The following is a 26003-nucleotide window of genomic DNA, read 5'->3' as shown; positions in this document are numbered from 1 at the left end:
GACGGTCAGGCGCGGCGGGTCAGGCTCGGCGACTCAGGCTCGGCGACTCAGGCGCGACGCCGACGGCGATGGAGCGCCAGGAGCGCGGCACCGGCCGCGGCGATCGCCGCAGCGGCGAGCCCGAGCGACGGCGCCTCGACCCCGGTCTCGGCGAGCTGCGGACCCGTCGGCTCGGCGGGCGGCGCGACGACCGGCGACGCCGGTTCGGGGTCGGGCAGCGGCGGGAGCGACCACACCACGGTCACCGAGCCAGCTCCGGCGTTCGGTTCCCCGGCGACCGCGCTGAGTCCCTCGGCGAGGAAGCCGGACCCGCCGCCGCCGGCACCGACGACGTCGATCATGATCTCGTCGCCGCCATCGACCGCATCGAGGCTGACCGCACCGCCACCGCCGCCGGTGAACCCCGTCCCGCCGGGGCCGGCCTCGTACTGGTCGTCCTGGACGGTGAGGATGCCTCCAGCCCCGCCCGCGGACAGGCCGATCGCGCCCGGGGAGCTCGTCGTTCCCGCGGCACCGGCCGAGCCGCTGGCGCCGCCCACTCCGCCAGCGCCGCCGGCCGCGAGCGCGCCTCCCGCGCCGTTGAACGCCCCCGTGCCGAAGGTCGTGCCGTCGCCGCCCGGTGCGACGCCGGGGGCGCTCGGCGCGCCGCCCGCGCCGCCCGGGTAGGCGGCGAAGAGCTGGTCGGGCAGTTCGAAGCGGCCCGCGTAGCCGCCGTCGCCGCCGCCGCCGGCGACGACGAGGAGCGCACCGTCGCCGTCGGCGAGGGCGCTGCCTTCCCCGGCGGCACCGACGCGGAGGGTGAGCGTCGTTCCGCCGAGCGCGGTGCCGAGCGTCGCGGTGGTGACGCCGCCGGGGCCGCCGACCGCGTCGGGGAACAGGCCGAGCGCGGCGGGCGCGGGCGACCCCGCAGCGCCGGAGACCGTGGCCCGGAGTGACACGACCCCGGCGGGGACGGCGAGCGTGTGCAGGCCCGCGGTGTCGAACACCGCGGTGCAGTCCGTGCGGCAGTCGGTCGCGGGTGTCGTGTCGGCGACGGCCGGCGTCACGGCGGTCGCGGCGGCGAGCAGGAGTCCGACGCCGATCGCGGCGGGGGCGACGCGGATGAAGGCTGAGGTCACGGGGGAAGCTCCTCTCGCGGGCACGCGCATCGGGCCCGGGGCGAGGACGACTCTAGTGCCCCGGGCGTGCACGAGGGAACGGCGTCCGCCCCCCAGTTCGGGCCGCGAGGGTCAGCTGAGGAATCGGACGGCGGCGTCCTTGAACGCGCGCGAGGTGAGCGTCGAGACGTGGTCGCGGCCCGGGATCTCGAGGTACTCGGCGCCGCGCTCGCGGGCGAGCTCCGCCGCGCCGCGCGGGACCGGATCGAGCGCCCCCGCGACGTACAGCACGGGCAGCTCGGACGGCAGGTCGAGGGATGCCCCGGCGATGCCCTCGATGCACGCGAGCAACGCCTCGGGGTCGGCGCCCGAGCGGACCGCCGTGCCGAGCACCGCGCGCATGACCTGCTCGCCGGCCGGGACCGCCGCGGCATCCGAGCCGCCGTCGGCGCGCTCCGAGCGTTCAGCGTCCAGCAGCTGCCGGGCGCGCTCGAGGTCCCAACTGGCGAAGAGTTCCTGCGGCCCGGCGCCGCCGATCACGAGGCGGCGCACCCGGGAGGGCGCACTGCGGGCGAGGGCGGCGGCGATGCGGCTGCCGAGCGAGTAGCCGACGACGTCCACCTGGGGGATCTCGAGCGAGTCGAGCACGGCTGCGAGATCCGCCCCCTGCACCTCGGCGCGATACGCCGCCGCCTCGATCGGCGCGTCGCTGTCGCCGTGGCCGCGGAGATCGACGGTCACCACGTCACGGCCCGCGCGGGTGAGCGCGTCGACCCAACCGGTGCGCTGCCAGGTGATCGCGCCGTTCGCACCGAAGCCGTGCACGAGCAGCACTGGCGGGAGCCCGGTGGCGCCGGGCTCGGCGGCTGCCCCCGCCGGGGTGCGCCGGTACGCGATGAGCGAGCCGTCCGCCGCCTCCGCGTGCAGGACCGGACCGGCTGCGCCGGGCAGCGCCGGGCTCACGCCTCCGCCGCGACGATCTCGGCTCCGGCGTGGCCGAGCTCCGCGAGGGCGGCCGCCGACGACTCCGGGGCCACTCCGGCGACGAGTCCGGTCAGCACCCGCACGTGCTGGCCGTGTTCGAGCGCGTCGAGCGCGCTCTGCCGCACGCAGTAGTCGGTCGCGATGCCGACGACGTCGACCCCGGTGATCCCGCGCTCGGCGAGGAGCTCGGCGATGCCCCGTCCCGCCTCGTCGGTGCCCTCGAAGATCGAGTAGGCGGGTCGGCCCTGCCCCTTGCGGATGTGCACGTCGACGCCGGAGACGTCGAGCGCCGGGTGGTACTCGGCTCCGGGTGTCCCCGCGACGCAGTGCACCGGCCAGGTGTCGACGAAGTCGGGTTCGCCGGTGGCGAAGTGCCCGCCGTTGTCGCTGTCTCCGTCGTGCCAGTCGCGCGAGGCGACGACGAGCTCGTACTCGCCTCGGTGCCCGGAGAGGTACGTCGTGACGCCCGCGGCGACCGCGGCGCCGCCGTCGACGCCGAGCGCCCCGCCCTCGGTGAAGTCGTTCTGCACGTCGATGATGAACAGCGCCTTCGTCATGCCTCCATTGTGCCTCCGAACGCCGGGGCGACGCGATCCGCGGCTCAGCGGTTCGACAGCTGCGCTCCGCAGCGGTAGAAGCCCGTCGCCAGCGTGTCGATCGCCTGCTTCGCGTCGTCGGAGACGTCACCGAGGGCGTAGATCGCGAAGGTCAGGGTCGCGCCGTCCGCGGCGTGGACGACCCCCGCGAGCGTGTAGCCGGTGTCGATCCAGCCGGTCTTCGCGATCACCTGCCCGTCGGCCACCGCGTTGTCGCCCGTGAAGCGGTCGTCGTACGACAGCGAGCCGCGCTCGCCCGCGATCGGCAGGCCGTCGAGGAGCACCCCGAGCTGCCCCTCCCTCGCGGCGATCTTCTGGAACAGTCGGGTGAGGTAGGCGGGCGGCACCGCGTTGTCGTCCGAGAGGCCCGAGCCGTCGACGATCACGATCCCGGCGGTATCGACACCGTAGCCGGCGAGCCCTTGCAGCACCCCCGCGTTGATCGCGCCGAAGTCGTTGCCCGCGCCGGTCTCGATCGCGACGAGGCGCGCGAGCATCTCCGCGACCGTGTTGTCGGACACCACGAGCGCCTTGTCGACGAGCTGGGCGACGGTGGGCGACGAGACCGCGCCGAGGGGTGGGGCGCCGGCGGGCGCGGTGCCCCGCTCGATCGTCTCGATGCCGCCGAGCTCCGCCGCGAACGCCTCGCCGGCTCGCCCCACGGGGTCGTCGCTGCGGGACGAAGTGTTCGAGTACGGGTCGTCGCGGTCGCCGTCGACCATGAGGGCCGCGATGTTCGACATGTAGCCGTCGTCGCGTTCCTTGAGGTTCCAGCTCGGCTGCCATTCCTCGCCGCCGAAGGAGCTCGCGTCGAGCACGAGCCTCGTGAGCGGCGGGTTCGCGGGGTCCGCGTCCCACGCCGCGCGCACCTGAGCTGCGAGGTCGTCGAGGTGCGCGGCCCCCGGGTAGACGCCCTCGTCGCCGCTCGGCGTGCGCGAGAGGGTGACGTCCCCGCCGCCGACGAGCACGGCGGTGCCGGGCTCCGCGCCCTTCACGACGGTCGTGGTCGCCCGGTAGTCGGGGCCGAGCACGGCGAGCGCGGCCGCCGAGGTCAGCACCTTCATGACGCTCGCGGTGCGCGACGGCGTCGCGCCGCCGCGGTCGAACAGCACCTCGCCGGTGCCGGCGTTCACGACCTGCGCCTGCAGCTCGCCGAGGCGCGAGTCGGCGGCGAGTTCGGCGACGGAGCAGGTGCGGAGGGCGACCGGCGCGGCGGCGGCCTCGGGCGTCGGCCTCGACTCGGCGGTCGGCGTGTTCGCGATGGTCTGGGCGACGCGCACAGGCGCCGGCGGGGTGCGCAGAGCGGCACCCACGGCGAGCGCGCCCCCGCCGAGCAGGAGCAGGCCGAGCGCCCCGGCGCCGAGCGCCGTCGCCACACGATGGCTGCCGAGCGCGGCGCGGAGACGGGTCAGGAGCCCGCCGGGCGCCGAGGGAGGCGGAACGGGCGCCTCGCCTGGCGCGCTCGCGTCATCCGTCTCCTCGTTCACCCGGGCATTCTACGGACGGGTCGCCTCCACGCTTCCTGAGCGTCGCTCGGCCGGTGGTCGCACCGGCGCGGGTCACTCCCCCGGATAGCGCAGTCCGATCTCGGCGCGGATCGCGTCGAGCGTCCCCATGATGCCGACCGTCTCGGCGGTCGGCAGGAGCTCGCCGCCGTCGAGCCGTCCGGCGGCCACGAGCGCCTCGAGCGCGGCGGCCTGATACTGCATCCCCCGGCCTTCGACCTTCGACTCGTACGTCTCGAGGACGCTCCCGTCGGCGGCGACGAGGCGGAACGTCGTCGGCGAGTACCAGACCTCGTCGATCTCGATGCGTGCCGCCGTGCCGAGGACGGCTGCCCGGTTCGGGCCCTGCGTGTCACTCGCGGAATAGGTGGTGGCGGTCTGCCCGCCCGGGTAGTGGAAGATCGTCGCGAGCTGCGCGTCGGCACCGGTCGCTTTGAAGACGGCGGACGAGCGGATGTCGCGGGGCTCGCCGAAGAGATCCCACGCGAAGGAGATCGGGTAGATGCCGAGGTCGAGCAGTGCCCCGCCGCCGAGCTCGAGCGCGTTGATGCGGTGTGCAGGATCATCGCTCAGCAGCTGCGTGTGGTCGGCGATGAGCGAGCGGACCTCGCCGAGCGCTCCGGAGGCGATCAGCTCGCGGATCCGCACCATGTGCGGCAGGTACCGCGTCCACATCGCCTCGAGCGCGAGCCTCCCGTTCGCGACCGCCGCATCGCGGATGCGCTCGGCCTCGGCACGGTTCAGCGCGAACGGCTTCTCGACGAGCACGTGCTTGCCGGCGTCGAGCGCCGCCACGGCGTTCTCGGCGTGCATCGGGTGCGGGGTCGCGACGTAGACGACGTCGACCTCGGGGTCGGCGAAGAGCGCCTCGTATCCCGCGTGCGCCGTCGGGATGCCGAACGCTTCGGCGAAGGCGGCGGCGGACGCCGCACTGCGCGAGCCGACGGCGCGCACGTCGAAGCCGGCGAGCTTCAGGTCGGAGGTGAAGAGGCGCGCGATGCCGCCCGTCGCGAGGATGCCCCAGCGGAGTCGATCGGTCATGGGGAAAGCCTAGGCCCGCCGGCTCGCGCGAGCACCGTCGGCTGGGTCTGTCCCCACATCGGGGACGCTGCGGATTCGCGCGGCCTCGCCTAGCGTGCAGGCATTCCCGGTCCTCCCCGGGATCGTGCGAACGGCCCGGCGATCCCGGGCCTTTCGTCGTGGCGCCTCGTATACTTCCGGGATGGCCGCGCCGCCGACGATCCGCACCCTCCTCGACTTCGGCGGCGAGCGTCTGAAGCTGCTCGTCCCGGGCGGCACCGCCGAAGCGATCGAGCGGCCCATCGCCTGGGTGCACGGCTCCGACCTGCCCGATCCGACCCCGTTCCTCGCCGCCGGCCACCTGCTGCTCACCGACGGTGCGCAGTTCCCGCCGGGCACGACCACGGCCGAGCGCTACGACGCCTACGTCGAGCGCCTGCAACGGCACGGAATCGTCGGCCTCGGCTTCGGCGCACGGCTGCACCACGGCGAGACCCCCGGGGCGCTCATCGACGCCTGCCGGGCGCACGGGCTGCCGCTCATCGAGATGACCGATCTCACGCCGTACCTGGCGTACATCCAGTTCGTGGCGGAGGCGCTCGACGCGCAGCGCACCGAGCGCATCCGCTGGTCGGTCGGGGCGCAGCGCGCGCTCACGAAGGCCGCGCTCCGCCCCGACGGGCTCGCCTCCATCGTCGCCGAGCTCGAGCGGCAGCTCGACTGCCGGGTGCTGCTGTTCGACGCCGCGGGCTCGCAGCTCGCCTCCGACCTCTCCCGCCCGGCCGGCGCAGAACTGCGCTCCGCGGTCACCGAGGCCCTCGGGCGCGGCGCCAGGGGCTCGTCCCGACTCGAGGCCGACGGGCATGAGTACGCACTGCAGACGATCGGCATCGAACATCTCGATGGGGCGATCGTGCTCGCCGGGCTGCGCGATCGCGACCCGTCGGCGACCGATCTCGTGAACAGCGTCATCGCGTTCGCGAGCCTCGCACTCGCCCAGCATCGCGCTCTCGCCAGGGCCCGGCTCCAGCTGCGTGACGGCGTGCTCCAGCAGCTCCTCGGCGGCGCGGTCGAGCTCGCCCGGCGTACGGCGCGAGACGCCTGGGGCGAGCTGCCCAGCCCGCCGCTCGGTGTCTTCGTGCTCGACGGCGCCCCGGACTCCGACCTTGTCCTGGACGCCCTCGAGCTCGCCGCGAACGCGCGCGCGGGCGGGCTGTTCTTCGCCCGCCTCGACGGCCGGATCATGGTGCTCGTCGACGAGGCATCCGCTCCGACCGCATTGCAGCTCGTGACGCAGCACGGCCTCCGGGCCGGCCGCACCTCGGCGAGCCGGTTCGAGGCGCTCCCCGGCGCGCTCGAGGAGGCGCGGTTCGCGTTGCGCCGCGCGCCGCGAAGTGCGGCGTCCCTCATCGCCGAGTACGGCGACCTCGCCGCCGGCGGCGTGCTGGGCGCGCTCGCCGAGCAGGGCGCGGCCAACGTCGCCCGGGCGACGCTGCGTACGCTCCGCGAGCACGACGAGCGCGCCGGCACCGCGCTCTGGACCGCGGTGGAGACCTGGATCGAACACGATTGCGCCTGGGATGCGGCGGCGCGGGAGCTCGGCGTGCACCGGCACACCCTCCGCCACCGAATCGATGCGGCGGGCGAGGTGCTCGGGCTCGACCCGTCGAGCCTCGCGGGACGGCTCGAGCTGTGGGCGGCCGTTCAGCTCAGCCGGCGTTGACCGCCCGCCCGTCGGCCAGCTGCTCGGCCATGATGCCGATCAGCTCGTAGGCGAGGTTCGCCGCGGCGACCGCGGTGATCGCGGCGTGGTCGAACGGCGGGGACACCTCGACGATGTCCGCCCCGACGAGATTCACTCCGCGCAGGCCCCGCAGGATCTCGAGCAGCTCCCGGCTCGTCATCCCGCCCGCCTCCGGCGTCCCCGTGCCAGGGGCCATCGAGGGGTCGAGCACGTCGATGTCGATCGACACGTACACGGGGGCGTCGCCGACCCGGTCGAGAACCCGCCGCAGCACCCCGGGTGCGCCGATGGCGTCGAGCTCCCGACTGTGCACGGCGGTGAAGCCGAGCCGCTCGTCGTCGAGCAGATCCTCCCCGCTGTAGAGGGAGCCCCGCAGCCCGACGTGCGCGGAACGATCCCGGCGCAGCACCCCCTCCTCACTCGCGCGGCGGAACGGCGAGCCGTGCGTGTACGCCTCTCCGAAGTAGGTGTCCCACGTGTCGAGATGGGCGTCGAAGTGCACGAGCGAGACCGGGCCGTGCACGTCGGCGACGGCGCGGAGCGCCGGCAGCGCGATGGTGTGATCACCGCCGAGCGCCACGAACCGCCGGTCGCGCCCGCTGAGCGCACGGAACCCGCGTTCCATCTCGCCGAGCGCCGCTGCGATGTCGAACGGATTCGCGTCGAGGTCACCGGCGTCCGCGACCTGCACGAGGTCGAACGCGGCCACGCCCAGTGCCGGGTTGAACGGCCGCAGCAGGCGGGAGGCCTCGCGGATCGCCGAGGGACCGAACCGCGCGCCGGGCCGGAAGGTGACGCCGGCGTCGAACGGCACGCCCACGACCGCGAGGGCGGCATCCGTCACGTCCTCGATGCGCGGCAGCCGCGCGAAGGTGCTGAGTCCGGCGTAGCGCGGCGAACGCTGCCCGTCGACCGGTCCGATGATCATCGTGCTCCCTCCGTGAGCGGCGTCCGCCCGGCTGTCATGTCGTCGAGCTGCGGCTCGGCCTCGTACACCTGCGCACCGCCGACCCAGGTCTGCAGCACACGGATCGCCAGCACCTCGTCGATGTCGACGAGGTAGGGGTCGCGGTCGAGCACCACGAAGTCCGCGAAGCGGCCGGGTTCGAGCGAGCCGATCGCGTGCTCCCGGCTGATCGAGGCCGCCGCGGTCGCGGTGTGGCCGAGGATCGCCTCGGCGAGGGCGAGCTGCAGCTCCGGTCCGCCGAGCACCCGGCCGCCGGCTGTGCGCCGGGTCACCGCCGCGTGCACCGCGTCCAACGGCCCGGGCGGGCAGACCGGAGCGTCCGAGGAGAGCACGACGGGAGCCCCCGCGTCACGGATCTCGCCGAGCGGCGTGAGGCGTTCGGCCCGGTCGCCGAGCGCCTCAAGCAGCTCGTCGCCGTAGCGGGCGAGGTACTGCGGCTGCGTGATCGGCCAGAGCTCGAGCTCCGCTGCCCGACGCACCTGCGCCTCGGTCGGCCCGCCGAAGTGCTCGATACGGTGCCGGAGCGGTCGGTCACCGGCGTGCAGGCGCTCGTGGATGTCGAGGACGAGCTCGATCGCGGCGTCGCCCTGCGCGTGGGTCGCCGAGGGCAGCCCGAGCGCCGTGACGCGCGCGATCATGCCCTCGAGCTCCCCATCGGGGTGGTAGAGGTAGCCGAAGTCGGACGGGTCGCAGCAGTACGGCGAGCTGAACCGAGCGGTCGCGGCGGTCAGCGCGCCGTCGGAGTACAGCTTCACCCCGGCGATCGCGAGCTGCTCGTCGCCGAGCCGCCCCGCCACGCCGAGCTGCTCGAGCTGCCCGATCAGGCTCGAGATCACGAGGAGCTCCGCGCGCAGCGTGAGCTCGCCGCGATCGCGGGCGCGCAGATATGCGCCGAGCTCGCGCGAGGTGACCTGAGCGTCGACGACGGAGGTCACCCCGACCGAGTGCAGCTCGCGCTGCGCAGCCGCGAGGTGCGCGTGCAGCTCCTCCGGGTCGTCCGAGAGGTGGAAGTTCGGCCCGTTGTTGCCGATCTTCACCCCCGCGACGCCGGTCAACCAGTCGGCGGCGGCATCCCAGAACGTCCCGTCCGGCGCACCGTCGGCATCGCGGCCGAGGTGGCCGCCCTCCGGGTCCGCCGTCTCGGCGGTGACGCCGAGCGCGCGCAGCACCGCCGTGTTCGCGATGGCGCCGTGCCCGCTCGAGTGGAAGACGAGCACCTCCCGCTCGGTGCTGGCCCGGTCGAGGTCGTGCCGGTTCAGCATCCGCTGGTCGGCGACGTTGCCGTGGTGGAAGCCGCGGCCGCGGATCGCCCCGGGCCGCGCCGCGCCGCGCTCGCGGAGCCGCTCGACGACGTCGTCGATGCTCGGTGCGGCCGTCCAGCTGCAGTCGGTCCACGAGGCGAACTGGCCGTGCATGAGCGGGTGGCAGTGCGCGTCGACGAAGCCGGGCAGCACGGTCAGCTCGCCGAGCTCGAGCTCTTCGGTGGTCGTGAAGGCGAGGGCACGGCAGTCGTGCAGCGATCCCGCCGCCGCGATGCGGCCGTCGCGGACGAGGATCGCCTCGACGAGACGCTCCGAACCGCTCGGCCGGATCCGTCCGCTGACGATGAGTTCGCTGACGGCGCTCATGCGACCGTCCCCCGCTCGACACGAGCGGCCAGCCCCCGGGTGGCGAGCACGCAGCCGATCGCGACGAGGCAGAGCAGGGCGAGGTAGGCGAAGATCAGCACCGGCGAACCCTCGGACATGCCGAGCAGCGTCGGCAGCACGATCGGCGTGAGCGCCCCGGCCGTGAGCGCGGAGCCCTGGTAGGCGAGCGAGGTGCCGGTGTATCGCACCCGCACCGGGAAGATCGACGCGAGCACGGCGGCGATCGGCCCGTAGTTGAAGCCCGTGAACAGCGCCGTCACGGCGAGCATGACCGTGATCACGAGGAACGAGCCCGTGTGCGCGAGCAGGTACAGCGGCACCACCACGATCATGATCCCCGCGAGCCCCACGGCGACGACGAACTGCGGTCGCCATCGATCGCCGAGCCAGCCCGCGAGCGGCACGAAGGCCATCTCGAACAGGCCGGCGATGATGAGCGCGTTCAACACCAGCTCCGTCGGCACGCCGGCCTGCTCCGAGGAGTAGGCGAGGAAGAAGGACGACGTCACGTAGTAGCCGCCGGTGGCGACGAGCATGGCGCCGATGCCGATGAGCAGCGGCTTCGGCGTGCGGAACACCTCCCGCACGGGCGCTGCCGAGAGCTCCTGCGCGCTGCGCGCCGAGACGAACTCGGGCGATTCGCCGACCACCGAGCGGATGATGAGCCCGATGACCACCAGCACGGCGCTGAAGAGGAAGGGGATGCGCCAGGAGCCTGCGACGAGGCCGTCGCCGATGTGCTCCGAGATCGCGAAGACCGCCGAGGAGAGCGTCGCGCCCACCGAGGAGCCGAGCTGCGCGAAGGAGCCGTAGAAGGAGCGGCGCTCGACGGGTGCGTGCTCGATCGCGAGCAGCGCGGCGCCACCCCACTCGCCGCCCATGGCCACGCCCTGCAGCAGGCGCAGGGTGATGAGCAGCAGCGGGGCGAGCGGGCCCACCACCTCGTAGGAGGGCAGCAGGCCGATGCCGAAGGTGCCGACGCCCATGAGCAGCAGCGTGGCGATGAGCACGGGCTTGCGGCCGAAGCGGTCGCCGAGGTGACCGAAGAGGAAGGCCCCGATCGGGCGGCCGAGATAGCCGAAGGAGGTCGTGCCGAAGGCGACGATCGTGCCGAGTACCGGGTTCATGTCGGGCGGGAAGAACACGTGCCGGAACACGAGGGCGGCGGCCGTCGCGTAGATGAAGAAGTCGTACCATTCGATGCTCGTGCCGGCGAGCGCGGCGAGCGCGGCCCGGCGGGGTCGGGCGATGGTGCGGGGTTCGGTGGATGTCACGATCGTTTCCTCACTGAAGCGATGCGGATCGGGGGAAGCCGGGTGCCGTTCGAGGGAGCGGCGACCGGTACCGACGAGGCTAGGCGCGGCGCACGCGCGCCAACAATGCGACGAATGTCCAAAACCGGATGCCAGGGGTGACGATCGTCCATCGCTTGGCCGCGTTCGGACTGGCCGTCGAGGAGATCTTCATCGCCGGTCCGGAGGATCGCGAGCTCGTCCGAAGCGAGCGGTGAAGGCCTCGAACGCGAACGGCCCTCCCGGGCTTCGGGAGGGCCGTTCGGAGGTGGAGCCGCCTGTGGGAATCGAACCCACGACCTATTCATTACGAGTGAATCGCTCTGCCGACTGAGCTAAGGCGGCGTGACTCCCGCGGCGCGAACGCTGCGGTGGCACGAGAAACAATAGTAGCGGATGCCGGGTGCCCCCGATGACCACGGCCGGCGCGAACCGGCGGTGCGGCGCGTTCCTGCGCCGCACCGCCGCCGGAGCCTCAGCTCGATCGACTCGAACCGCTCAGCACTTCGGATCGCTCGCTGGAACCGCGCCGTCGATGAAGTACCGTTCGACGGCGTCGTTCACGCAGGAGTTCGACTTGTTGTAGGCCGTGTGCCCCTCACCCTCGTAGCTCACGAGCACGCCGGAGTCGAGCTGGTCGGCGAGCGAGACGGCCCATTCGTAAGGCGTCGCGGGGTCGCCGGTCGTGCCGATGACGAGGATCGGGTCGGCCCCCTCCGCGTGGATCTCGGCGCGGGTCGCGTCACCCTGCACCGGCCACAGTTCGCAGCCGCCACCCGTGTCGTAGCCCCAGAACGGACCGATGACCGGCGCGGCCGCGACGATCTCGGCCGCCTCGGCTTGGAGGTCGCCCGCACCGTCGCGCAGCGGGTAGTCGAGGCAGTTGATGGCACGGAACGCCTCGGTCGAGTTGTCGTTGTACGTGCCGTCGGGGTTGCGCCCGTAGTAGAAGTCCGCGAGCGTGAGCGCCATGTCGGCGTCGCCGAGCATGACCGAGTCGAACATCTCCGACAGGTACGTCCAGGAGTCGGGGCTGTAGAGCGCGGCGATGATCGCGGTCAGGTAGGTGTCGGCGCCGACCATGCGACCGTCGCTGCCGCGCAGCGGGCTGGCATCGAGCGAGGCGGCGAGCGCCCCCACTTCGGCCATGCCGGCGTCGACGTCGCCCGGGAAGGGGCAGTCGGCCGCGCCCTGGCAGTCGGCCATGTAGGCGCGCAGCGCCTGCTCGAAGCCGATGGCCTGGGCCTTCGAGACCTCGAACTCGCTCGCCGACGGGTCGATCGCACCGTCGAGCACGAGCCGCCCCACCTTGTCGGGGTAGAGCCCCGCGAAGGTCGCGCCGAGGAAGGTCCCGTAGGAGTACCCCAGGTAGTTCAGCTTCGCGTCGCCGAGGATCGACCGCAGCAGGTCGAGGTCGCGGGCCGCGCTCACCGTGTCGACGTAGCCGAGCAGCTCGCCGGTGTTCTCGGCGCAGGCGACGCCGAAGTCCTCGAAGTTCTTCGCGGATGCCGCGATCCACTCGGCGCTGCCTCGCTCGCCCGGGGGGATCGAGAACAGCGCCTGGTCCATCTCCGCCGCGTCGTAGCAGACGACCGAGCTGGACTGCCCGACCCCGCGGGGGTCGAAGCCGACGACGTCGAAGCGCTCCTGCAACGGCTGGCCGACCGCGAAATCGAGCGAGTCGGTGACGAGGTCGACCCCCGACGCTCCCGGGCCCCCGGGGTTCACGAGGAGCGAGCCGATGCGGTCGCCCGTCGCGCGGTGCCGGACCAGTGCGAGCTCGGTCTCGCCGGCCGCCGGGTCGTTCCAATCGAGCGGCGCCGTCGCCGTCGTGCACTCGAGCTCGTCGCCGCAGCCCTTCCAGGTGAGGATCTGCGAGTAGAACGGCTCCAGCTCGGCCGAGACCTGTTCGCCCGTCGGCGTCGAAGTGGCCGCGGGCTTCGGGAAGAGTCCGCCGAGGTTGGGGAAGCATCCGCTCAGCAGAAGCGCCACCGCGGCGACGATGCTGACCGCCCCGATGCGTCTGCGGGCGCGGGCGCCCCTTGTCGTGCCGGTGCTGATCATGCGGCCCCCCGTTCGGTTCCCGGTCGTCTGATGGCGCTCACGAGCATCGCCTCGAGCGCGAGCGCCGGTGCGACGTTGCCCTCGATGCGGATGCGCGCGAGCTGGATGGCGTCGAGTGTCGCGAGCGTGCGCGCCGGCGTCGCCGCCGCGGCGGCCGCGCGCAGCTCCGCCTCGATCTCGCGGTTCACGAGCGGCACCTGGGCCTCGAGCTGCAGCAGCAGCACATCGCGGTAGAGCGAGGCGAGATCGACGAGGATGCGGTCGATGCCGTCGCGCAGGCTTCGCGTCGCCCGCCGCTTCTGATCATCTTCGAGCGCCTTGATCTGGGATCGGAGCGCGGGCGGGATCGCCTGGCCCGGAGACAACCCCAGGGAGCGCAGCGCGTGCTCGCGCTCCTCCTGATCGCGCAGCTCGGTGATGGCCTTCGCGTCGTCACCGGCGATCTCGAGGAGCCGTGACGCCGTCATCACCGCGGTCGCGGCGGAGCGGACGCCGAGGGCGAGCCGAAGCGTCTCGGCCCGGCGGCTGCGCGCCTCTTCGTTGGTGGCGAGCCGGTGCGCCATGCCGATGTGGCTCTGCGCCTCGCGAGCGGCGCGCTCCGCGAGGCCCGGGTCGACGCCGTCGCGGCGCACGAGCAGCTCGGCGACATCGGCGATGCTCGGCACCTGCAGACGCACGGAGCGCACGCGCGAACGGATGGTCGGGATGAGGTCGGCTTCGCTCGGCGCGCAGAGGATCCACACGGTGCGCTCCGGCGGCTCCTCCAGTTCTTTGAGGAGGACGTTCGAGGTCTGCTCGGTCATGCGATCGGCGTCTTCGACGACGATCACGCGGTGCCGGCCCACGGAGGGTGCGTAGTGCGAGCGCTTCACGATGTCGCGGACGTCGGCGACCTTGATGATGACGCCCTCGGTCGTGAGCACGTGCAGATCGGGGTGGCTCCGCGCCTCGACCTGGATGCGGGTGCGCTCGTCGCCGTCGGGGTCGCCCGCGATGAGCGCCGTCGCGAAGGCGTAGGCGAGGTTCGACCGGCCGGACCCCGGCGGGCCCGTGATGAGCCAGGAGTGCGTCATGCTGCGCGCGTCGGGCGCGGAGGCCGCCTCAGGCCCCTCGACAGGCGCGGAGCCGCGCTCAGGGATGGCGCCGACGCGGCTCATCGAAGCCGAAGCGGCGGCGCGGAAGACGGCGATCGCGGCATCCTGCCCCGTCAGTTCGCTCCACACGCTCACCCTGCCACGCTACCCTCCGCCGCCGACGCGGCTCGAGGCATCCGCTCCCCCGCCCGCGTCATCTAGAGCAACGGCTCGATCCGCGCGCGCAGTTCGGCGGCGATCTGCTCGGCGGGCTGCGCGGCGTCGACGACGACGACCCGCTCTGGCTCGGCCGCCGCGATCGCGAGGTAGGCCTCTCGCACGCGGCGGTGGAACTCGGATGCCTCGGCCTCGAGCCGGTCGTAGCGCGTGCGCGAGGCGTCGAGGCGACCGCGGGCGGCCTCGGGGTCGAGGTCGAGGAGCACGGTGAGGTCGGGGGCGAGCTCCTCGGTGGCCCACTCCGAGAGGGCCCGCACCTCACGACTGTCCAGCACGCGGCCGGCGCCCTGGTAGGCGACGGAGGAGTCGATGTACCGGTCCTGCAGCACCACGGCGCCGCGTTCGAGCGCCGGGCGCACGAGCGTCGCGACATGGTGCGCGCGGTCGGCCGCGTACAGCAGGGCTTCGGCGCGGGGAGAGATGTCGCCGCGGTGGTGCAGCACGATCTCCCGCACCTCCACGCCGACCTCGGTGCCACCGGGCTCGCGGGTGCGGACGACCTCGCGACCGAGGCCGCCGAGCCACTCCCGGAGCAGCTCGGCCTGGGTGGTCTTGCCTGAGCCGTCGCCGCCCTCGAGGGTGATGAACAGGCCCCGGGTCACGCCTGGCTCTTCTTCGAGGTGCCGGTCTTCTTGGCCGCCGCGGGCTTCTTCGGCGCCGCCTTCTTCGTCGTCGTCTTCGTGGTCGTCGCCCGCTTCGCCTTCGGCTTGGCCGGCCCCTTCTCGCGCTTCAGCTGCAGCAGCTCGACCGCCCGCTCGAAGGTGATGTCCTCGACCGACTCGGCCCGCGGGATCGTCGCGTTCGTCTCGCCGTCGGTGACGTACGGCCCGAAGCGGCCGTCCTTCACCCTGATCGGCTTGCCGCTCACGGGATCGGCGTCGAACTCCTTCAGCGCGCTCGACGCCCGCCGGGCGCCGTACTTCGGCTGCGCGAGGAGTTCGAGGGCTCCCGCGAGATCGAGATCGAAGATCGCGTCCTCGCTCGGCAGGGTGCGCGTTTCGGCGCCCTTCTTCAAGTAAGGGCCGTAGCGCCCGTTCTGCGCGGTGATCTCCTCGCCCGACTCGGGATCGAGCCCGACGACGCGGGGCAGCTCGAGCAGGCGGATCGCCGTGTCGAGGTCGACCTCAGCCGGGTCCATCGACTTGAAGAGCGAGGCGGTGCGCGGCTTCGCGGCCGCCGCCTTCTTCGCGCCGCGCTTCGGCTTCGCCTCGACGACCTCGCCGGTCGCCGGGTCGACGGTCGCGTCCGCAGCCTCGGGCTCCGGCTCGAGCTCGGTGACGTAGGGGCCGAACCGGCCGTCCTTCACGACGATCTGCTTGCCGTTCGCGGGGTTCTGACCGAGCACGCGGTCGCTCTGCACCGGCGCCTCGATGAGTTCGCGGGCCTTCTCGACCGTGAGCTCGTCGGGCGCGAGCTCCGGCGGCAGGTTCACGCGCCGCGGGGTCGCGTCGGGCGCCGCACCCTCCTCGACGACCTCGAGGTACGGGCCGTACTTGCCGATGCGGAGCGTCACGTCGGGGGCGATCGCCATCGAGTTGATCTCGCGCGCATCGATCTCACCGAGGTTGTCGACGACCTGGCGGAGACCGCGGTGCCGCTCGCTGCCGAAGTAGAACTCGTTCAGCCAGTCGACCCGGTCGGCCTCGCCCGCGGCGATGCGGTCGAGATCGTCCTCCATCTCGGCGGTGAAGTCGTACTGGACGAGATCGCCGAAGTGCTCTTCGAGGAGCCGCACCACGGAGAAGGCGGTCCAACTCGGAACGAGCGCCTGGCCCCGCTGGGTCACGTAGCCGCGGTCGAGGATCGTCGAGATGATCGATACGAAGGTCGAGGGACGGCCGATGCCGAGCTCCTCGAGGCGCTTCGTGAGGCTCGCCTCCGTGTACCTCGGCGGCGGGCTCGTCTCGTGGCCCTTGGCCTCGAGCTCGGTGAGCTCGACGCCCTGCCCCTCGGCGAGCTGCGGCAGCTTGGCGTCGCCGGAGTCGTCGGCGTTGCGCTCCTCGTCGCGTCCCTCTTCATAGGCGGCCAGGAAGCCGCGGAAGGTGATCACGGTGCCGCTCGCGGTGAACTCCGCGGTCGTGCCGCCGATCGGCGCGGTCGGCTGGGCCGGAGCCGCCGCGGATGCCGCGGTCGGCCCGACCTCGATCGTGACGGTGGCGGTGTGCCCCTTGGCGTCGCCCATCTGAGAGGCGACGGTGCGCTTCCAGATGAGGTCGTAGAGGTCGAACTCGCGTCCACGCAGCGAGCCCTGGAGCGACGACGGCGTGCGGAAGACCTCGCCGGACGGGCGGATCGCCTCGTGCGCCTCCTGGGCGTTCTTCGACTTGCCGGCGTACACGCGGGGCTTGTCGGGCAGCGATTCGGCGCCGTAGAGCTTCGTCGCCTGCGCCCGGGCGGCCGCGATCGCCTGCTGCGACAGCGAGTTCGAGTCGGTGCGCATATAGGTGATGTAGCCGTTCTCATAGAGCGACTGCGCCACGCGCATGGTGTCCTTCGCGGAGAGGCGGAGCTTGCGGGCCGCCTCCTGCTGGAGGGTGGAGGTCGTGAACGGCGCGGCCGGGCGGCGCGAGTACGGCTTTGACTCGACCTTGGCGACCCGGCGGGCGACGGTGTCGTCGCGGAGGGCCGCGGCGAGCGCCGTCGCGGTCGGCTCGTCCAGCACCACCGCGGAGGACGTCAGCTTGCCGTCGTCGTTGAAGTCGCGACCGGTGGCGATGCGCTTGCCGCCCACGCGAACGAGTTTCGCCGCGAACGCGCTGCCCGGGGCATCGGTCGCGAAGGTGCCGACGAGATCCCAGTACCCCGCGGCGACGAACGCGAGGCGCTCCCGCTCACGGTCGACTACGAGGCGGGTCGCCGCCGACTGCACGCGGCCGGCCGACAGCCCCGGGCCCACCTTGCGCCAGAGCACCGGCGAGACCTCGTAGCCGTAGAGCCGGTCGAGGATGCGGCGCGTCTCCTGTGCGTCGACGAGCGAGGTGTCGAGCTCGCGGGTGTTGTCCTTCGCCGCGAGGATCGCGTCCTTCGTGATCTCGTGGAAGACCATGCGGCGCACGGGCACCTTGGGCTTCAGCTCCTGCAGCAGGTGCCAGGCGATGGCCTCGCCCTCGCGGTCTTCATCGGTGGCGAGCAGGAGCTCGTCCGCCCCCTTCAACGCCCGCTTGAGGTCGGCGACGGTCTTCTTCTTGGCATCGGAGACGACGTAGTACGGCTCGAAGCCGTTGTCGACGTCGACCGAGAACTTGCCGAGCGGACCCTTCTTGAGCTCCGGCGGGAGGTTCTTCGGCTCGACCAGGTCGCGGATGTGCCCGACGGACGACAGCACCTCGTAGCCGTCGCCGAGGTACGCGGCGATGGACTTCATCTTGGTCGGCGACTCGACGATCACCAACTTCTTGCCTGACACCAGACTCCTCTATTGCTTCGAGACGAGAGTGCAGCGGAACGCCGCGCCCCCGAGCGGTGTGCTGTCCGTCGACGCCGAGCGCCGACAGCCACACGATACACACCCTGGCCGGGAGTGCGCCCCCGCCACGGTGGCGTATCCACCCCTTGCGGTTCGACATGGGCGGAGGAGAATGACCGCATGGACACGTCATCCTCGGGCTCGTACACCGCCAAGCTGATCGACGGGCCGCTCGAAGGCAAGACCGTCGCGACCGCGTTCCTCGACAGTGGCGACCCCCGGCCGCGCATCGAATTGAACGCCGACGCCGGCAAGCGCTATGTCTACGCGCGCGGCGCCGGCCTCGAGTTCGATGGACCGGGCGATGCCCGTCCGACCGCGGTCGACTACCGATTCATCGAGACCGTCTTCGACTGATCCCGCGCCGAGCGGCGGGTTCCGTGATCCCGCGCCCAGCGGCGGGTCCCGGGCCGAAGCGGCGACCGCGTCGCCCACCGGTGCGATACCGACAAGCGCGGGCGGATGAGAGCATGGGGGCGTGAGAGCACGGGAATCGGGGCCGGGACGCGCGCTCGCGCGCTTCTGGCTGCGGCCCGAGGTCATCACGACGGCCGCGCTCACGATCGTCCTGTTCCCCGCCACCGTCGTCTCCGTGCTCGATGCCGCCGGGCCGCCGGTCGTCCAGTGGCTCGCCATCGGTCTCTTCGCGGTGCTGCACGCCACGTCGTTCGCGGCGCTCCGGTATCCCCGTGCGGCGTTCGTCGGCGCGAGCATCGTGATGCTCGCCCTCGCCCTGCTCCCCCAGAGCGGCCCCGTCTCAGCGACGCTCTCGCCCTCCTCGATCGCGTTCCTGCTGTGCCTGGTGCAGGTCACGGTGCAATGCGGACTGCGCACCAGCGTCGTCGCGCTGGCCGTGGGCGTCGCCGGTTCCGGCATCGTCGCGCTGCTCGCCACCGGCCTCCCCGATGCCACGCTCCGGTTCGGCTCCTTCGTCGGGCTCGCCGCGGTCAATGCCGCCGCGTGGGCGTTCGGAGCGCTGGAGCGGTCTCGCAGGATCCGGGTCGCGGACGCCGCCAGGATGCAAGCCGACCGAGCCGTCATCGCGGAGCGGGGCCGCATCAGCCGCGACCTCCACGATGTCGTCGCCCACGCGGTAACCGTCATGGTCGCCCAGGCCGAGGTCGCCCGGGCATTCCTGACGGAGGATCCGCGGACCAGCACCCGAGCGCTCGAGGTCGTGATGCGGACCGGGCGCGACGCGCTGCGCGGCATGCACGGGATCGTCACCGACGCCGCCCCGCTCTCCCCCGCGCCGGACCTGGACGCGGTGCGGGCGCTGATCGCGGACGCGCGGACCCCGCAGCTCGACGTGGTCCTCGACGAACGCGGCGACCCCGGGCGTCTGGCTCCGGCTGCGATGCTCGCCCTGCACCACGTCGTGCGGGAGGCCCTGACGAACGCGATCCGGCACACCGTCCCGCCCCTGCGCGTGACGGTCGCGCTGCACTGGTTGCCGCGGGAGCTCGACGCCGCCGTGCGCGACGACGGAGGTGCCGGGCGGCGTGACCACGGACTCGGCACGGGGACCGGGCTCCTCGGTCTCGCCGAGCGGGTGCGCTGGGCCGGAGGCCGGTTCTCGGCGGGGCCGGAGGGGCACGAAGAGGAAGGGCGCGAGGGCGGACGGGCCGGGTGGGCGGTGCGCGCGGTGCTGCCGTGCGACCATGAGGCGGGCTCGAACTCGACCAGCCCGGCGGAGAGGACGGCGCGATGACCGTGCGGCTCCTGTTGGCCGACGACCAGGACCTGCTGCGAGAGCCGCTCGCACTCATGCTCGGTCGGGACGAACGGATCGAGGTGGTCGGTTCGGTGCGCTCCGGCGACGAGGCCATCGCGTTCGTGCGGGATCACGCGGTCGACGTCGTCCTCATGGACGTGCGCATGCCGGGCACCGACGGCATCGGTGCGACCGCCGAGGTGCTGCGCCTCCGACCGGCCGTCCGCGTGCTGGTGCTGACCACGTTCGACCTCGACGAGTACGTGCTCGGGGCCATTCGCTCCGGAGCCAGCGGCTTCCTGACGAAAGACGCCGCGCCGGACGAGCTCGCGAACGCGGTCGCGGCGGTTGCGGCTGGAGAGCCCGTGCTCGGCGATCGCGCGGTCGAGGCCCTCATCGACTTCGTCCGCCGCGGGCCCGCCCCTCGGGCCGCGTCCGGCTCCGCGACGATGCTCACGCTGAGCCCGCGAGAACAGGAGGTCGTCCGTCTGCTCGCGACCGGGGTCTCCAACGACGAGATCGCCCGCCGGCTCTACCTCTCGCCGAACACCGTCAAGACGCATGTCAAGGCGGTGCTGGCGAAGCTCGGCCTGCCCGACCGGATCCATGTGGTGATCTGGGCCTACGAGCACGGCGTGCTCCGAGCGGGCGAGCGCGAGGATCACCCGCGCGGGTGAGGCGGTCCGCCCGGCCGGGCGATGCGGCGCCCGTTCGCTGATTCCTAGCGTGAGCGCATGCACGCACGAACGAGACTCCTCTTTCCATTGCTGGCCGTCGCCGCGTCGTCGGTCATCGCCGCGCTGGCACTCCTCAGACTGTCCGTCGCGGACGTCGCCGACTGGTACGTCGAGGTCCCGCCGGGGCTGATCGACCGTTGGCTCGATCCCACCCTGTCCGCGATCCTCAGCCTGCTGCTCGGGGTCGCGGGCATCGCCGTCAGCTTGCGCGCCTACGCCGCCGAACACGGGGGCACGCGCGCACGGGCGGGCACCCGCCTCGCCGCAGCCGTGCTGGCCTGCGGGACGATCCTGCTCGCTCCGGGCGGAGTGATCCCGGCCGCGGGGTACGTCTTCGCCTTCGTGACGGTCGCCCTGGTCATCTCGGCGGTGGTGCTGCTCACGGTGCGGCACCCGCTGATCGGGATCGCCGTGACTGCGGTCGTCGTCGTGATCGTCGCCACGGGCGCACACCTGCTCGACGCGGGCTCGTTCGTGCCCCGCTTCGTCGTCGCGCTCGGCGAGCAGTTGCCCTTCATCGGGACGACGGCGGCCTATCTGATCGTCGCCGCCGCTCTCGTGCTGTGGGCCATCGGGTCGGCGCGCCCGCCGTACGGGCGATTCGCCGCCTTCGTGCTGCGCCGGCGCACCTGGATCACCGTCCTCGCGGCCGCGTGCGCCCTGCCGTACACGATCGCGCGGGCTTCCTGGTTGACTCCCTGGCCGCTGTTCGGCGGGAGCGCCGAACTGTTCGCGAGAGAGCCGGCCATGCTGCCGACGGGGCTGCTCCTCGGCGCCGCGATGCTCACCGGCGGCGTGCTCACGCTCGGCCTCATCCTGCCGTGGGGCGAGCGCTTCTCGCCGTGGCTCGCGGTGATCGGGGGCCGCCCCGTTCCGGTCGGCCTCGCCGTGATCCCCGCGGTCGTCGTCGCCGTGCTGTTCTTCGCCAACGGGCTGGAGTTCCTGCTGACCGGCTTGGAGAACATGGGGCGCGAGGGGCTGCCGTTCCTCGAGATCGTGCTGCTGTTCCCCTTCTGGCTGTGGGGTCCGCTGCTCGCGCTCGCCGCGTGGGGCTACGCCATGCATCGAGCCACCCAGCCGATCGCACCGTCCCGCCCGCACGGGCGGGAGGCCAGGAAGTCCAGGAAGGTGGACGCGGACCGGGACCGCGAGCGCAGGCTCGCGGAACTCGACGCGCTGGAGGACCGAGAGCCCCGGCCGCTCCGCTGAGCCGCTGCGGACGCGCGGGCGCCGGCCGATAGCGGGCCGGCGCCCGCCCCGCGCTGACCGGCTGCGGTGCGGCGGGTCGATGGCGGCCCGGCTTTCGCCCGCGCCGCCACCGAGCCGAGCGGCAGCTCGATCTCGACGGCGACGGTCGCGGTCGCCCCCTCGACTTCGCACGCGGTGAGGGTCGCCCCGTTCCGGCGTGCGAGTTCGGCGGCCAGTTCGCACGGCACGCCTGGGACCGCGCCGCTCAAGGCATCGGCCGCGGCGAGCGCAGCGGCATCCGCAGCGTGCCCGGCACGCTGTCGTTCGACGTGCACGCCGAGCAGCGGGAGTGCAGCGAGCGCCGTGGCTGCGCACGCACCGACCACACCGACCGCGAGCACGGAGCCGGACATCAGCGTCCCCCGGCCAGCGCGCAGGAGGACGCCCGCAGTTCGATGGCGGAGAGCAGCCCGGCGGCGGAGGCGCGGAGTGTCGCGCACACGAACGTTCCGTCGTTCGTGGAGCCGACCGCCACGTCGGCCCCCGACACCCGGGCGGCGATCGCGGCAGCCGTCGACTCCGACTCGCCCCGTCCGAGGGCCCGGGCGGCATCGGCGGCGCCGTCGCTCAGGCGCACCTGCTGTGCGGCGAGCAGCACGGCGCCGAGGCAGAGCGCGAGCACCGCGGCGACCGCGGGCAGCGCGACCGCGAGCTCCGCGGTCACGCTGCCCCGCTCGCGCCGCGACTCAGCCGACGCTGAGCGCATTCCGCACGAGGTCGGTGAGGATGCCGCGCACCTCGTCACCGCGCAGGATGACGACGAGGAGCCCGGCGAAGCCCACCGCCGCCATGGTGGCGACGGCGTACTCCGCGGTGGCGGCGCCGCGCTCGCCGGCGAGACGTCGCCAGAGCCCGCCCCGACGATGCCGCGGATCGGGCCTGTCCGCGACGGCGCCGCCCGCGGTCACCTCGGGCGTGGTCGTGCTCCCGTGCGGACGCGTTCGATGATTCATGAGATCCCTCTCTTCTTGTCTGGCCGCTGCCGCGGTCGGTGGTGGCACGAGCAGGGCGGTCATCCGGCGCCCGAGAAGGTGCCGGAGACGACCGAGATGACGAGGGGCGCGACCCCCAGCAGGACGAACGCCGGGAGCACGCAGACCCCGAGCGGGATCATCAGACGCACCCCGAGGGCCGCGGCCCGGGCGATGCCCTGGGCGCGCGCCGCACGACGGACCCGGAACGCCTCGGCCCGCAGCAGTTCGGCGACCGGGGCGCCGGCCGCGGCGGCGAGTCCGACGATCCGGTCGATCTCGATCGTGCCGGTGGGGCCGTCACCATCCGACAAGGCCGTCGCGACGAGGGTCCGTGCCCGGTCGAGGGAGACCCCGCCGGTCAACGCGATCGCCAGCAGGTCGTACTCGAGCCCGGCATCCGCGGAGCCGCGCGAGGCCCGCGCGGCGAGCGCCCGATTCCACCGGCGCCCGGCCCAGAGGAGCGCAGTTCCGGCGAGCAGGCAGCCGAGGCCGAGCGGCGAGCCGAGCAGCACGCCGAGCGTGTCGAACCCGAGCACGAGGCCGAAGCCGATCGCGATGACGGGGAGCCAGGCGACGAGGCGAGCGCTCGCGTTCGGCCCCGCGAGCGCGGTGCGCACCTCGCGCCGCAGCTGCGCCTCGTCGCGCAGCGCGGTGGACAGCTCGCGCAGGCTGCCGGCCAACGGTGCTCCGCACGCGGCGGCGATCTCCCACGCCGCGGCGAGCGCCCGCCACGGCCCGCTGGATTCGCTGCGGCGCAGCGCGTCGTGCACCGGGAGTCCCTCGCGCGCGGCGGCTGCGGCGGCGGCGATCGGGTCCGTAAGTGCGCCGCCGCCCGCGTCCGTCCGGCGGCCGGCGGCGGGGTCGGAGGCCGGGTCGAGGTGCGACCACGCCGCGGCGACGCCGACCCCGGCGGACAGCAGGGTCGCCAGCTGCTCCGCGACGGCCGCCGCCCGCTCGATCGTCGATTCCTCGTCGGCGCCGCCGGGGCGGCGGGTCACCGGGAACCGGCGTCTCGGGCGAGTGGGCGCCTGCTCGGGCGCGGCGGCGCTCACCGGTCGACCTCCACGCCGAGCCGATCGTGGTCGAGCACGAGTCGCCCGATCGAGGCGAGCGTGCGCACCCCACCGTGCCGCTCGAGATGCAGCACGAGGTCGAATGCGCTGACCGCCTGCCGTGCGACCGCGGCGGTGGAGAGCCCCGCCGACGCCCCGAGCGCCTCGAGCCGCGCGGGGACGTCGGCGAGCGAGTTCGCGTGCATCGTGCCTGCACCCCCGTCGTGCCCGGTGTTCAGCGCCGAGAGGAGTTCCCGCAGTTCGGCGCCTCGGCACTCGCCCACCACGAGCCGATCCGGGCGCATGCGCAGCGCCTCGCGCACCAGCGCGTCGAGCCCGATGCGTCCGGCGCCCTCGAGGTTCGGCTGCCGCGCTTCGAGCGACACGACGTGCGGGTGCCCGATGACCGCCTCGCCCACGTCTTCGATGACGACGATGCGCTCGTGCGGCGGCGCCGCGCCGAGGAGCGCGGCGAGGAGCGTGGTCTTCTCCACTTGGTGCATCTGACGCACCTGTTCAGTGGAGGTGATCGGCATGGATGTCGAACGCAAGAGGAACGTCGCGGTGTACGTGCGGGTGGCCCGCGCGCGAGACGCTGGCAGGGATACGGAGGCGCAGCGACGAGACATTCAGCGGTACTGCCGCGAGAACAACTTAGTCGTGGCGGCGACGTTGCGGACAACCCGCCGGGCTGTCGATCGCTCCTCTGGGGAGATGCTCCGGGCGCTGGTTCAGTTCGCGTTCGATGCGTCGATGGGGCAGGGCTCCGATCGAGGTGGTCGTGATGCTCTCTAGGGCAACGACGAGCAGCACCGGGACGATCACCGAGCAGGTGCTGGTATATCTGCGGATCAGCGAGGACCGCACCGGGGAAGAAGCCGGCGTCGAACGGCAGCGAGACGACTGCCTCGCGTTGTGTGCCCGGCTGGGCTTGGACGTCGCCGAGGGCGACGTATTCATGGACAACGACACGTCGGCCTACCTAGACAAGAAGCGGCCGGACTTCGCAAGGATGCTCGCCCGGATCAAGCTCGGCCCCTCGCGTGTCGTGGTGTGGCACGTCGACCGCCTGTATCGGCGACCCCGCGAGCTCGAGGACTTGATCGACCTCGTGGAGACGCATCCGATCCGCATCGAGGCCGTCATGGGCGGCGCATTCGACCTCAACACCCACGAGGGCCGGCTGATGGCCCGCCAGCTCGTTGCGATGGCCGCCTACGAGTCCGGGCACAAGGCCGACCGCATCCGCCGCGCGAACCGGCAGAAGGCCGAGCGCGGCGACTGGCACGGCGCAGCGAAGTTCGGATACGGCACCGGCGGTGTGCTGATTCCAGAACAGGCCGCGGTGGTCCGAGAGATAGCCGACAGGTTCCTGGCTGGTCAGTCGCTGCGATCGATCACCGCTTGGCTGAACGAAGAGTCCGGGTTCCCTGCACCGCAAGCGGGGACGGGGAAGACGCTCGGGGTGTGGCACGCGACCACTGTGAAGTCGATCCTCGTCTCCGCGCGGATCAGTGGGCAGCGGGCATATGAGCCGGGCCGCAAGCGCGGCGACGCCCCCAACGGACGGGAGATCCTCGGGCCAGGAAACTGGCCCGCGATCATCACCCCGGAGGAAACAACTCGCATCCGGGCCATGCTCTCCAATCCCGACCGGCGCGTCGGCGCATCCTCGATCAACCTGCTCTCGGCGATCGCGACCTGCGGGAAGTGCGGGTCAGGACTGGTGTCAGGCAAGAACACCCACGGTCCTTCGGACGCCAAGCGTCGCTACTACCGCTGCATGCCCGTGCCGGGGCATCCCGAGCGAGGCGGCCTGTCGGTCAGCGCATCCGGGCTGGAGGCCGTCGTCAGGGAAGCGGTGATCGCCCGCCTCGCCGTGACCACGCTCCCGACAGATACTCCCGAGACAGGCGGGGCGGTCGCGGAGGCGATGGGACGGATCATGGCCGCGCGCGAACGTATGGAAGACCTCGCCCGTGACTACGGGGCAGGCATGCTGAGTCGCAGCGAGTACCACGCGGGTCGCGTCGCGGCGCAGGGCGCCGTTCACGACGCAGAACTGGCTCTCGGCAGGGTGAACCGCGGGTCGGCACTCAAAGGGCTCCCAATCGGCGACGAAGCGGCTCTCCGGCATGCCTGGGAACACGAGTGGACGGTCCCGCAGAAGCGCGCGATCTTGACCGCGCTGATCGACAGCCTCGTCGTGCAGCCCTACGCGAACGGTGGTTCCCGTTTCCGGCCCGAGCGCGTCCAGCTCACCTTTAAGGCATGACGGGAGGGTGCCCGGTCAGGCCGGATGCTCCATGAGCGCGCGGAGCCGGCCTAGCACCACCGGGTCCTCGACCGCGAACGGCACCCCCGATGCCTCGCATGCTTCTCGCGTCCAGGCCACCACATCGAAGTTCGGCGGGAGCGGATCGTTCGCGAACTCGCCGGGAGTAGCGTGCTCTGTCCTTGTCTCGCCCATGACCTACAGGTGCGCGAATCGCACCCGCCGTGGCGGCGCGCACCTTCATGATGCGGGTGTCTACCCGTGGCGAAGAAGCGGAGCAGCATCATGGCGACCCCTCGATACCGGCCG

Annotated in this window: 21 protein-coding genes, 1 tRNA gene and 2 pseudogenes; 6 read left to right on the top strand and 18 right to left on the bottom strand. The window is 72.7% G+C overall.

The window, feature by feature from the left end; all coding sequences use genetic code 11:
- Window positions 1–47: 47 nt before the first annotated feature.
- The 5 genes from M3147_RS02195 to M3147_RS02175 form a co-directional block, all read right to left on the bottom strand.
- A complete protein-coding gene (locus tag M3147_RS02195; protein ID WP_251201828.1) occupies window positions 48–1118 on the bottom strand; it encodes an LPXTG cell wall anchor domain-containing protein in 1071 nt (356 codons plus the stop codon).
- 111 nt (window positions 1119–1229) lie between these two features.
- Window positions 1230–2060, bottom strand: a complete 831-nt coding sequence (locus M3147_RS02190) for an alpha/beta fold hydrolase (RefSeq protein WP_251201827.1) — start codon at window positions 2058–2060, stop codon at window positions 1230–1232.
- A complete protein-coding gene (locus tag M3147_RS02185) occupies window positions 2057–2638 on the bottom strand; it encodes an isochorismatase family protein (RefSeq protein WP_251201826.1) in 582 nt (193 codons plus the stop codon). The genes M3147_RS02190 and M3147_RS02185 overlap by 4 nt, the downstream gene beginning before the upstream one ends.
- Window positions 2639–2682: 44 nt before the next feature.
- A complete protein-coding gene (locus M3147_RS02180; RefSeq protein WP_251201825.1) occupies window positions 2683–4164 on the bottom strand; it encodes a D-alanyl-D-alanine carboxypeptidase/D-alanyl-D-alanine-endopeptidase in 1482 nt (493 codons plus the stop codon).
- 72 nt (window positions 4165–4236) lie between these two features.
- Entirely contained in the window at window positions 4237–5223 is a 987-nt protein-coding gene (locus M3147_RS02175; RefSeq protein ID WP_251201824.1) for a Gfo/Idh/MocA family protein, read from the bottom strand.
- 181 nt (window positions 5224–5404) lie between these two features.
- On the opposite strand from M3147_RS02175, the gene M3147_RS02170 reads away from it, so the two are divergent.
- Window positions 5405–6925 carry a PucR family transcriptional regulator gene (locus M3147_RS02170; RefSeq protein WP_251201823.1) on the top strand — a complete coding sequence of 507 codons (1521 nt, stop codon included), beginning with the start codon at window positions 5405–5407 and terminating at the stop codon, window positions 6923–6925.
- On the opposite strand, the gene speB is transcribed toward M3147_RS02170, so the two are convergent.
- The 8 genes from speB to topA form a co-directional block, all read right to left on the bottom strand.
- Window positions 6912–7874, bottom strand: a complete 963-nt coding sequence (speB, locus tag M3147_RS02165; protein ID WP_251201822.1) for an agmatinase — start codon at window positions 7872–7874, stop codon at window positions 6912–6914. The two genes, M3147_RS02170 and speB, sit on opposite strands and share 14 nt — an antisense overlap.
- Complete coding sequence (locus M3147_RS02160; RefSeq protein WP_251201821.1) at window positions 7871–9541, bottom strand: amidohydrolase; 1671 nt, start codon at window positions 9539–9541, stop codon at window positions 7871–7873. The genes speB and M3147_RS02160 overlap by 4 nt, the downstream gene beginning before the upstream one ends.
- The gene (locus tag M3147_RS02155; protein WP_251201820.1) at window positions 9538–10836 is read right to left on the bottom strand and encodes an MFS transporter; all 1299 of its coding nucleotides are present in this window, start codon (window positions 10834–10836) and stop codon (window positions 9538–9540) included. Before M3147_RS02155 ends, M3147_RS02160 begins: the two co-directional genes overlap by 4 nt.
- 287 nt (window positions 10837–11123) lie before the next feature.
- Window positions 11124–11199 (bottom strand) — tRNA-Thr (locus M3147_RS02150).
- Between the two features lie 153 nt (window positions 11200–11352).
- Complete coding sequence (locus M3147_RS02145; protein WP_251201819.1) at window positions 11353–12918, bottom strand: alpha/beta hydrolase; 1566 nt, start codon at window positions 12916–12918, stop codon at window positions 11353–11355.
- Window positions 12915–14147, bottom strand: coding sequence for a DNA polymerase III subunit delta' (locus M3147_RS02140; protein WP_251201818.1), 1233 nt, complete (start codon window positions 14145–14147; stop codon window positions 12915–12917). The genes M3147_RS02145 and M3147_RS02140 overlap by 4 nt, the downstream gene beginning before the upstream one ends.
- A gap of 62 nt (window positions 14148–14209) precedes the next feature.
- Window positions 14210–14830 carry a dTMP kinase gene (gene tmk, locus M3147_RS02135; protein WP_251201817.1) on the bottom strand — a complete coding sequence of 207 codons (621 nt, stop codon included), beginning with the start codon at window positions 14828–14830 and terminating at the stop codon, window positions 14210–14212.
- Complete coding sequence (gene topA / locus M3147_RS02130; RefSeq protein ID WP_251202135.1) at window positions 14827–17637, bottom strand: type I DNA topoisomerase; 2811 nt, start codon at window positions 17635–17637, stop codon at window positions 14827–14829. The genes tmk and topA overlap by 4 nt, the downstream gene beginning before the upstream one ends.
- 177 nt (window positions 17638–17814) lie before the next feature.
- Between topA and M3147_RS02125 the strand changes: the two genes are divergently transcribed.
- The 4 genes from M3147_RS02125 to M3147_RS02110 all read left to right on the top strand — a co-directional run bounded on the left by M3147_RS02125 (window position 17815) and on the right by M3147_RS02110 (window position 21354).
- Window positions 17815–18051, top strand: coding sequence for a hypothetical protein (locus M3147_RS02125; RefSeq protein ID WP_230767642.1), 237 nt, complete (start codon window positions 17815–17817; stop codon window positions 18049–18051).
- Between the two features lie 121 nt (window positions 18052–18172).
- The gene (locus M3147_RS19465; protein ID WP_251201816.1) at window positions 18173–19405 is read left to right on the top strand and encodes a sensor histidine kinase; all 1233 of its coding nucleotides are present in this window, start codon (window positions 18173–18175) and stop codon (window positions 19403–19405) included.
- Complete coding sequence (locus M3147_RS02115) at window positions 19402–20085, top strand: response regulator transcription factor (protein ID WP_251201815.1); 684 nt, start codon at window positions 19402–19404, stop codon at window positions 20083–20085. Before M3147_RS19465 ends, M3147_RS02115 begins: the two co-directional genes overlap by 4 nt.
- A 57-nt stretch (window positions 20086–20142) precedes the next feature.
- Window positions 20143–21354 (top strand): hypothetical protein, encoded by a 1212-nt coding sequence (locus M3147_RS02110; RefSeq protein ID WP_251201814.1) that lies wholly within the window; start codon window positions 20143–20145, stop codon window positions 21352–21354.
- Between the two features lie 95 nt (window positions 21355–21449).
- On the opposite strand, the pseudogene M3147_RS02105 reads toward M3147_RS02110, so the two are convergent.
- The 5 genes and pseudogenes from M3147_RS02105 to M3147_RS02085 all read right to left on the bottom strand — a co-directional run.
- Window positions 21450–21746: pseudogene (locus M3147_RS02105) on the bottom strand (Rv3654c family TadE-like protein); the annotation flags it as partial.
- Window positions 21746–22057: a TadE family type IV pilus minor pilin gene (locus M3147_RS02100; RefSeq protein WP_251201813.1), complete on the bottom strand. Its 312-nt coding sequence runs from the start codon at window positions 22055–22057 to the stop codon at window positions 21746–21748. The pseudogene M3147_RS02105 and the gene M3147_RS02100, both read right to left, overlap by 1 nt.
- A 22-nt stretch (window positions 22058–22079) precedes the next feature.
- Window positions 22080–22346, bottom strand: a complete 267-nt coding sequence (locus M3147_RS02095) for a DUF4244 domain-containing protein (RefSeq protein ID WP_251201812.1) — start codon at window positions 22344–22346, stop codon at window positions 22080–22082.
- 59 nt (window positions 22347–22405) lie between these two features.
- A complete protein-coding gene (locus M3147_RS02090) occupies window positions 22406–23419 on the bottom strand; it encodes a type II secretion system F family protein (RefSeq protein WP_251201811.1) in 1014 nt (337 codons plus the stop codon).
- A pseudogene (locus M3147_RS02085) lies at window positions 23416–23907 on the bottom strand (ATPase, T2SS/T4P/T4SS family); the annotation flags it as partial. The gene M3147_RS02090 and the pseudogene M3147_RS02085, both read right to left, overlap by 4 nt.
- Before the next feature lie 296 nt (window positions 23908–24203).
- Between M3147_RS02085 and M3147_RS02080 the strand changes: the two are divergent.
- The gene (locus M3147_RS02080) at window positions 24204–25694 is read left to right on the top strand and encodes a recombinase family protein (protein ID WP_251202134.1); all 1491 of its coding nucleotides are present in this window, start codon (window positions 24204–24206) and stop codon (window positions 25692–25694) included.
- The last annotated feature ends 309 nt before the right edge of the window (window positions 25695–26003 follow it).

It is taken from the genome of Agromyces mediolanus, assembly GCF_023715325.1.
Lineage (GTDB): Bacteria > Actinomycetota > Actinomycetes > Actinomycetales > Microbacteriaceae > Agromyces > Agromyces mediolanus_A.
This window is presented reverse-complemented; position numbering and strand designations above follow the sequence as displayed.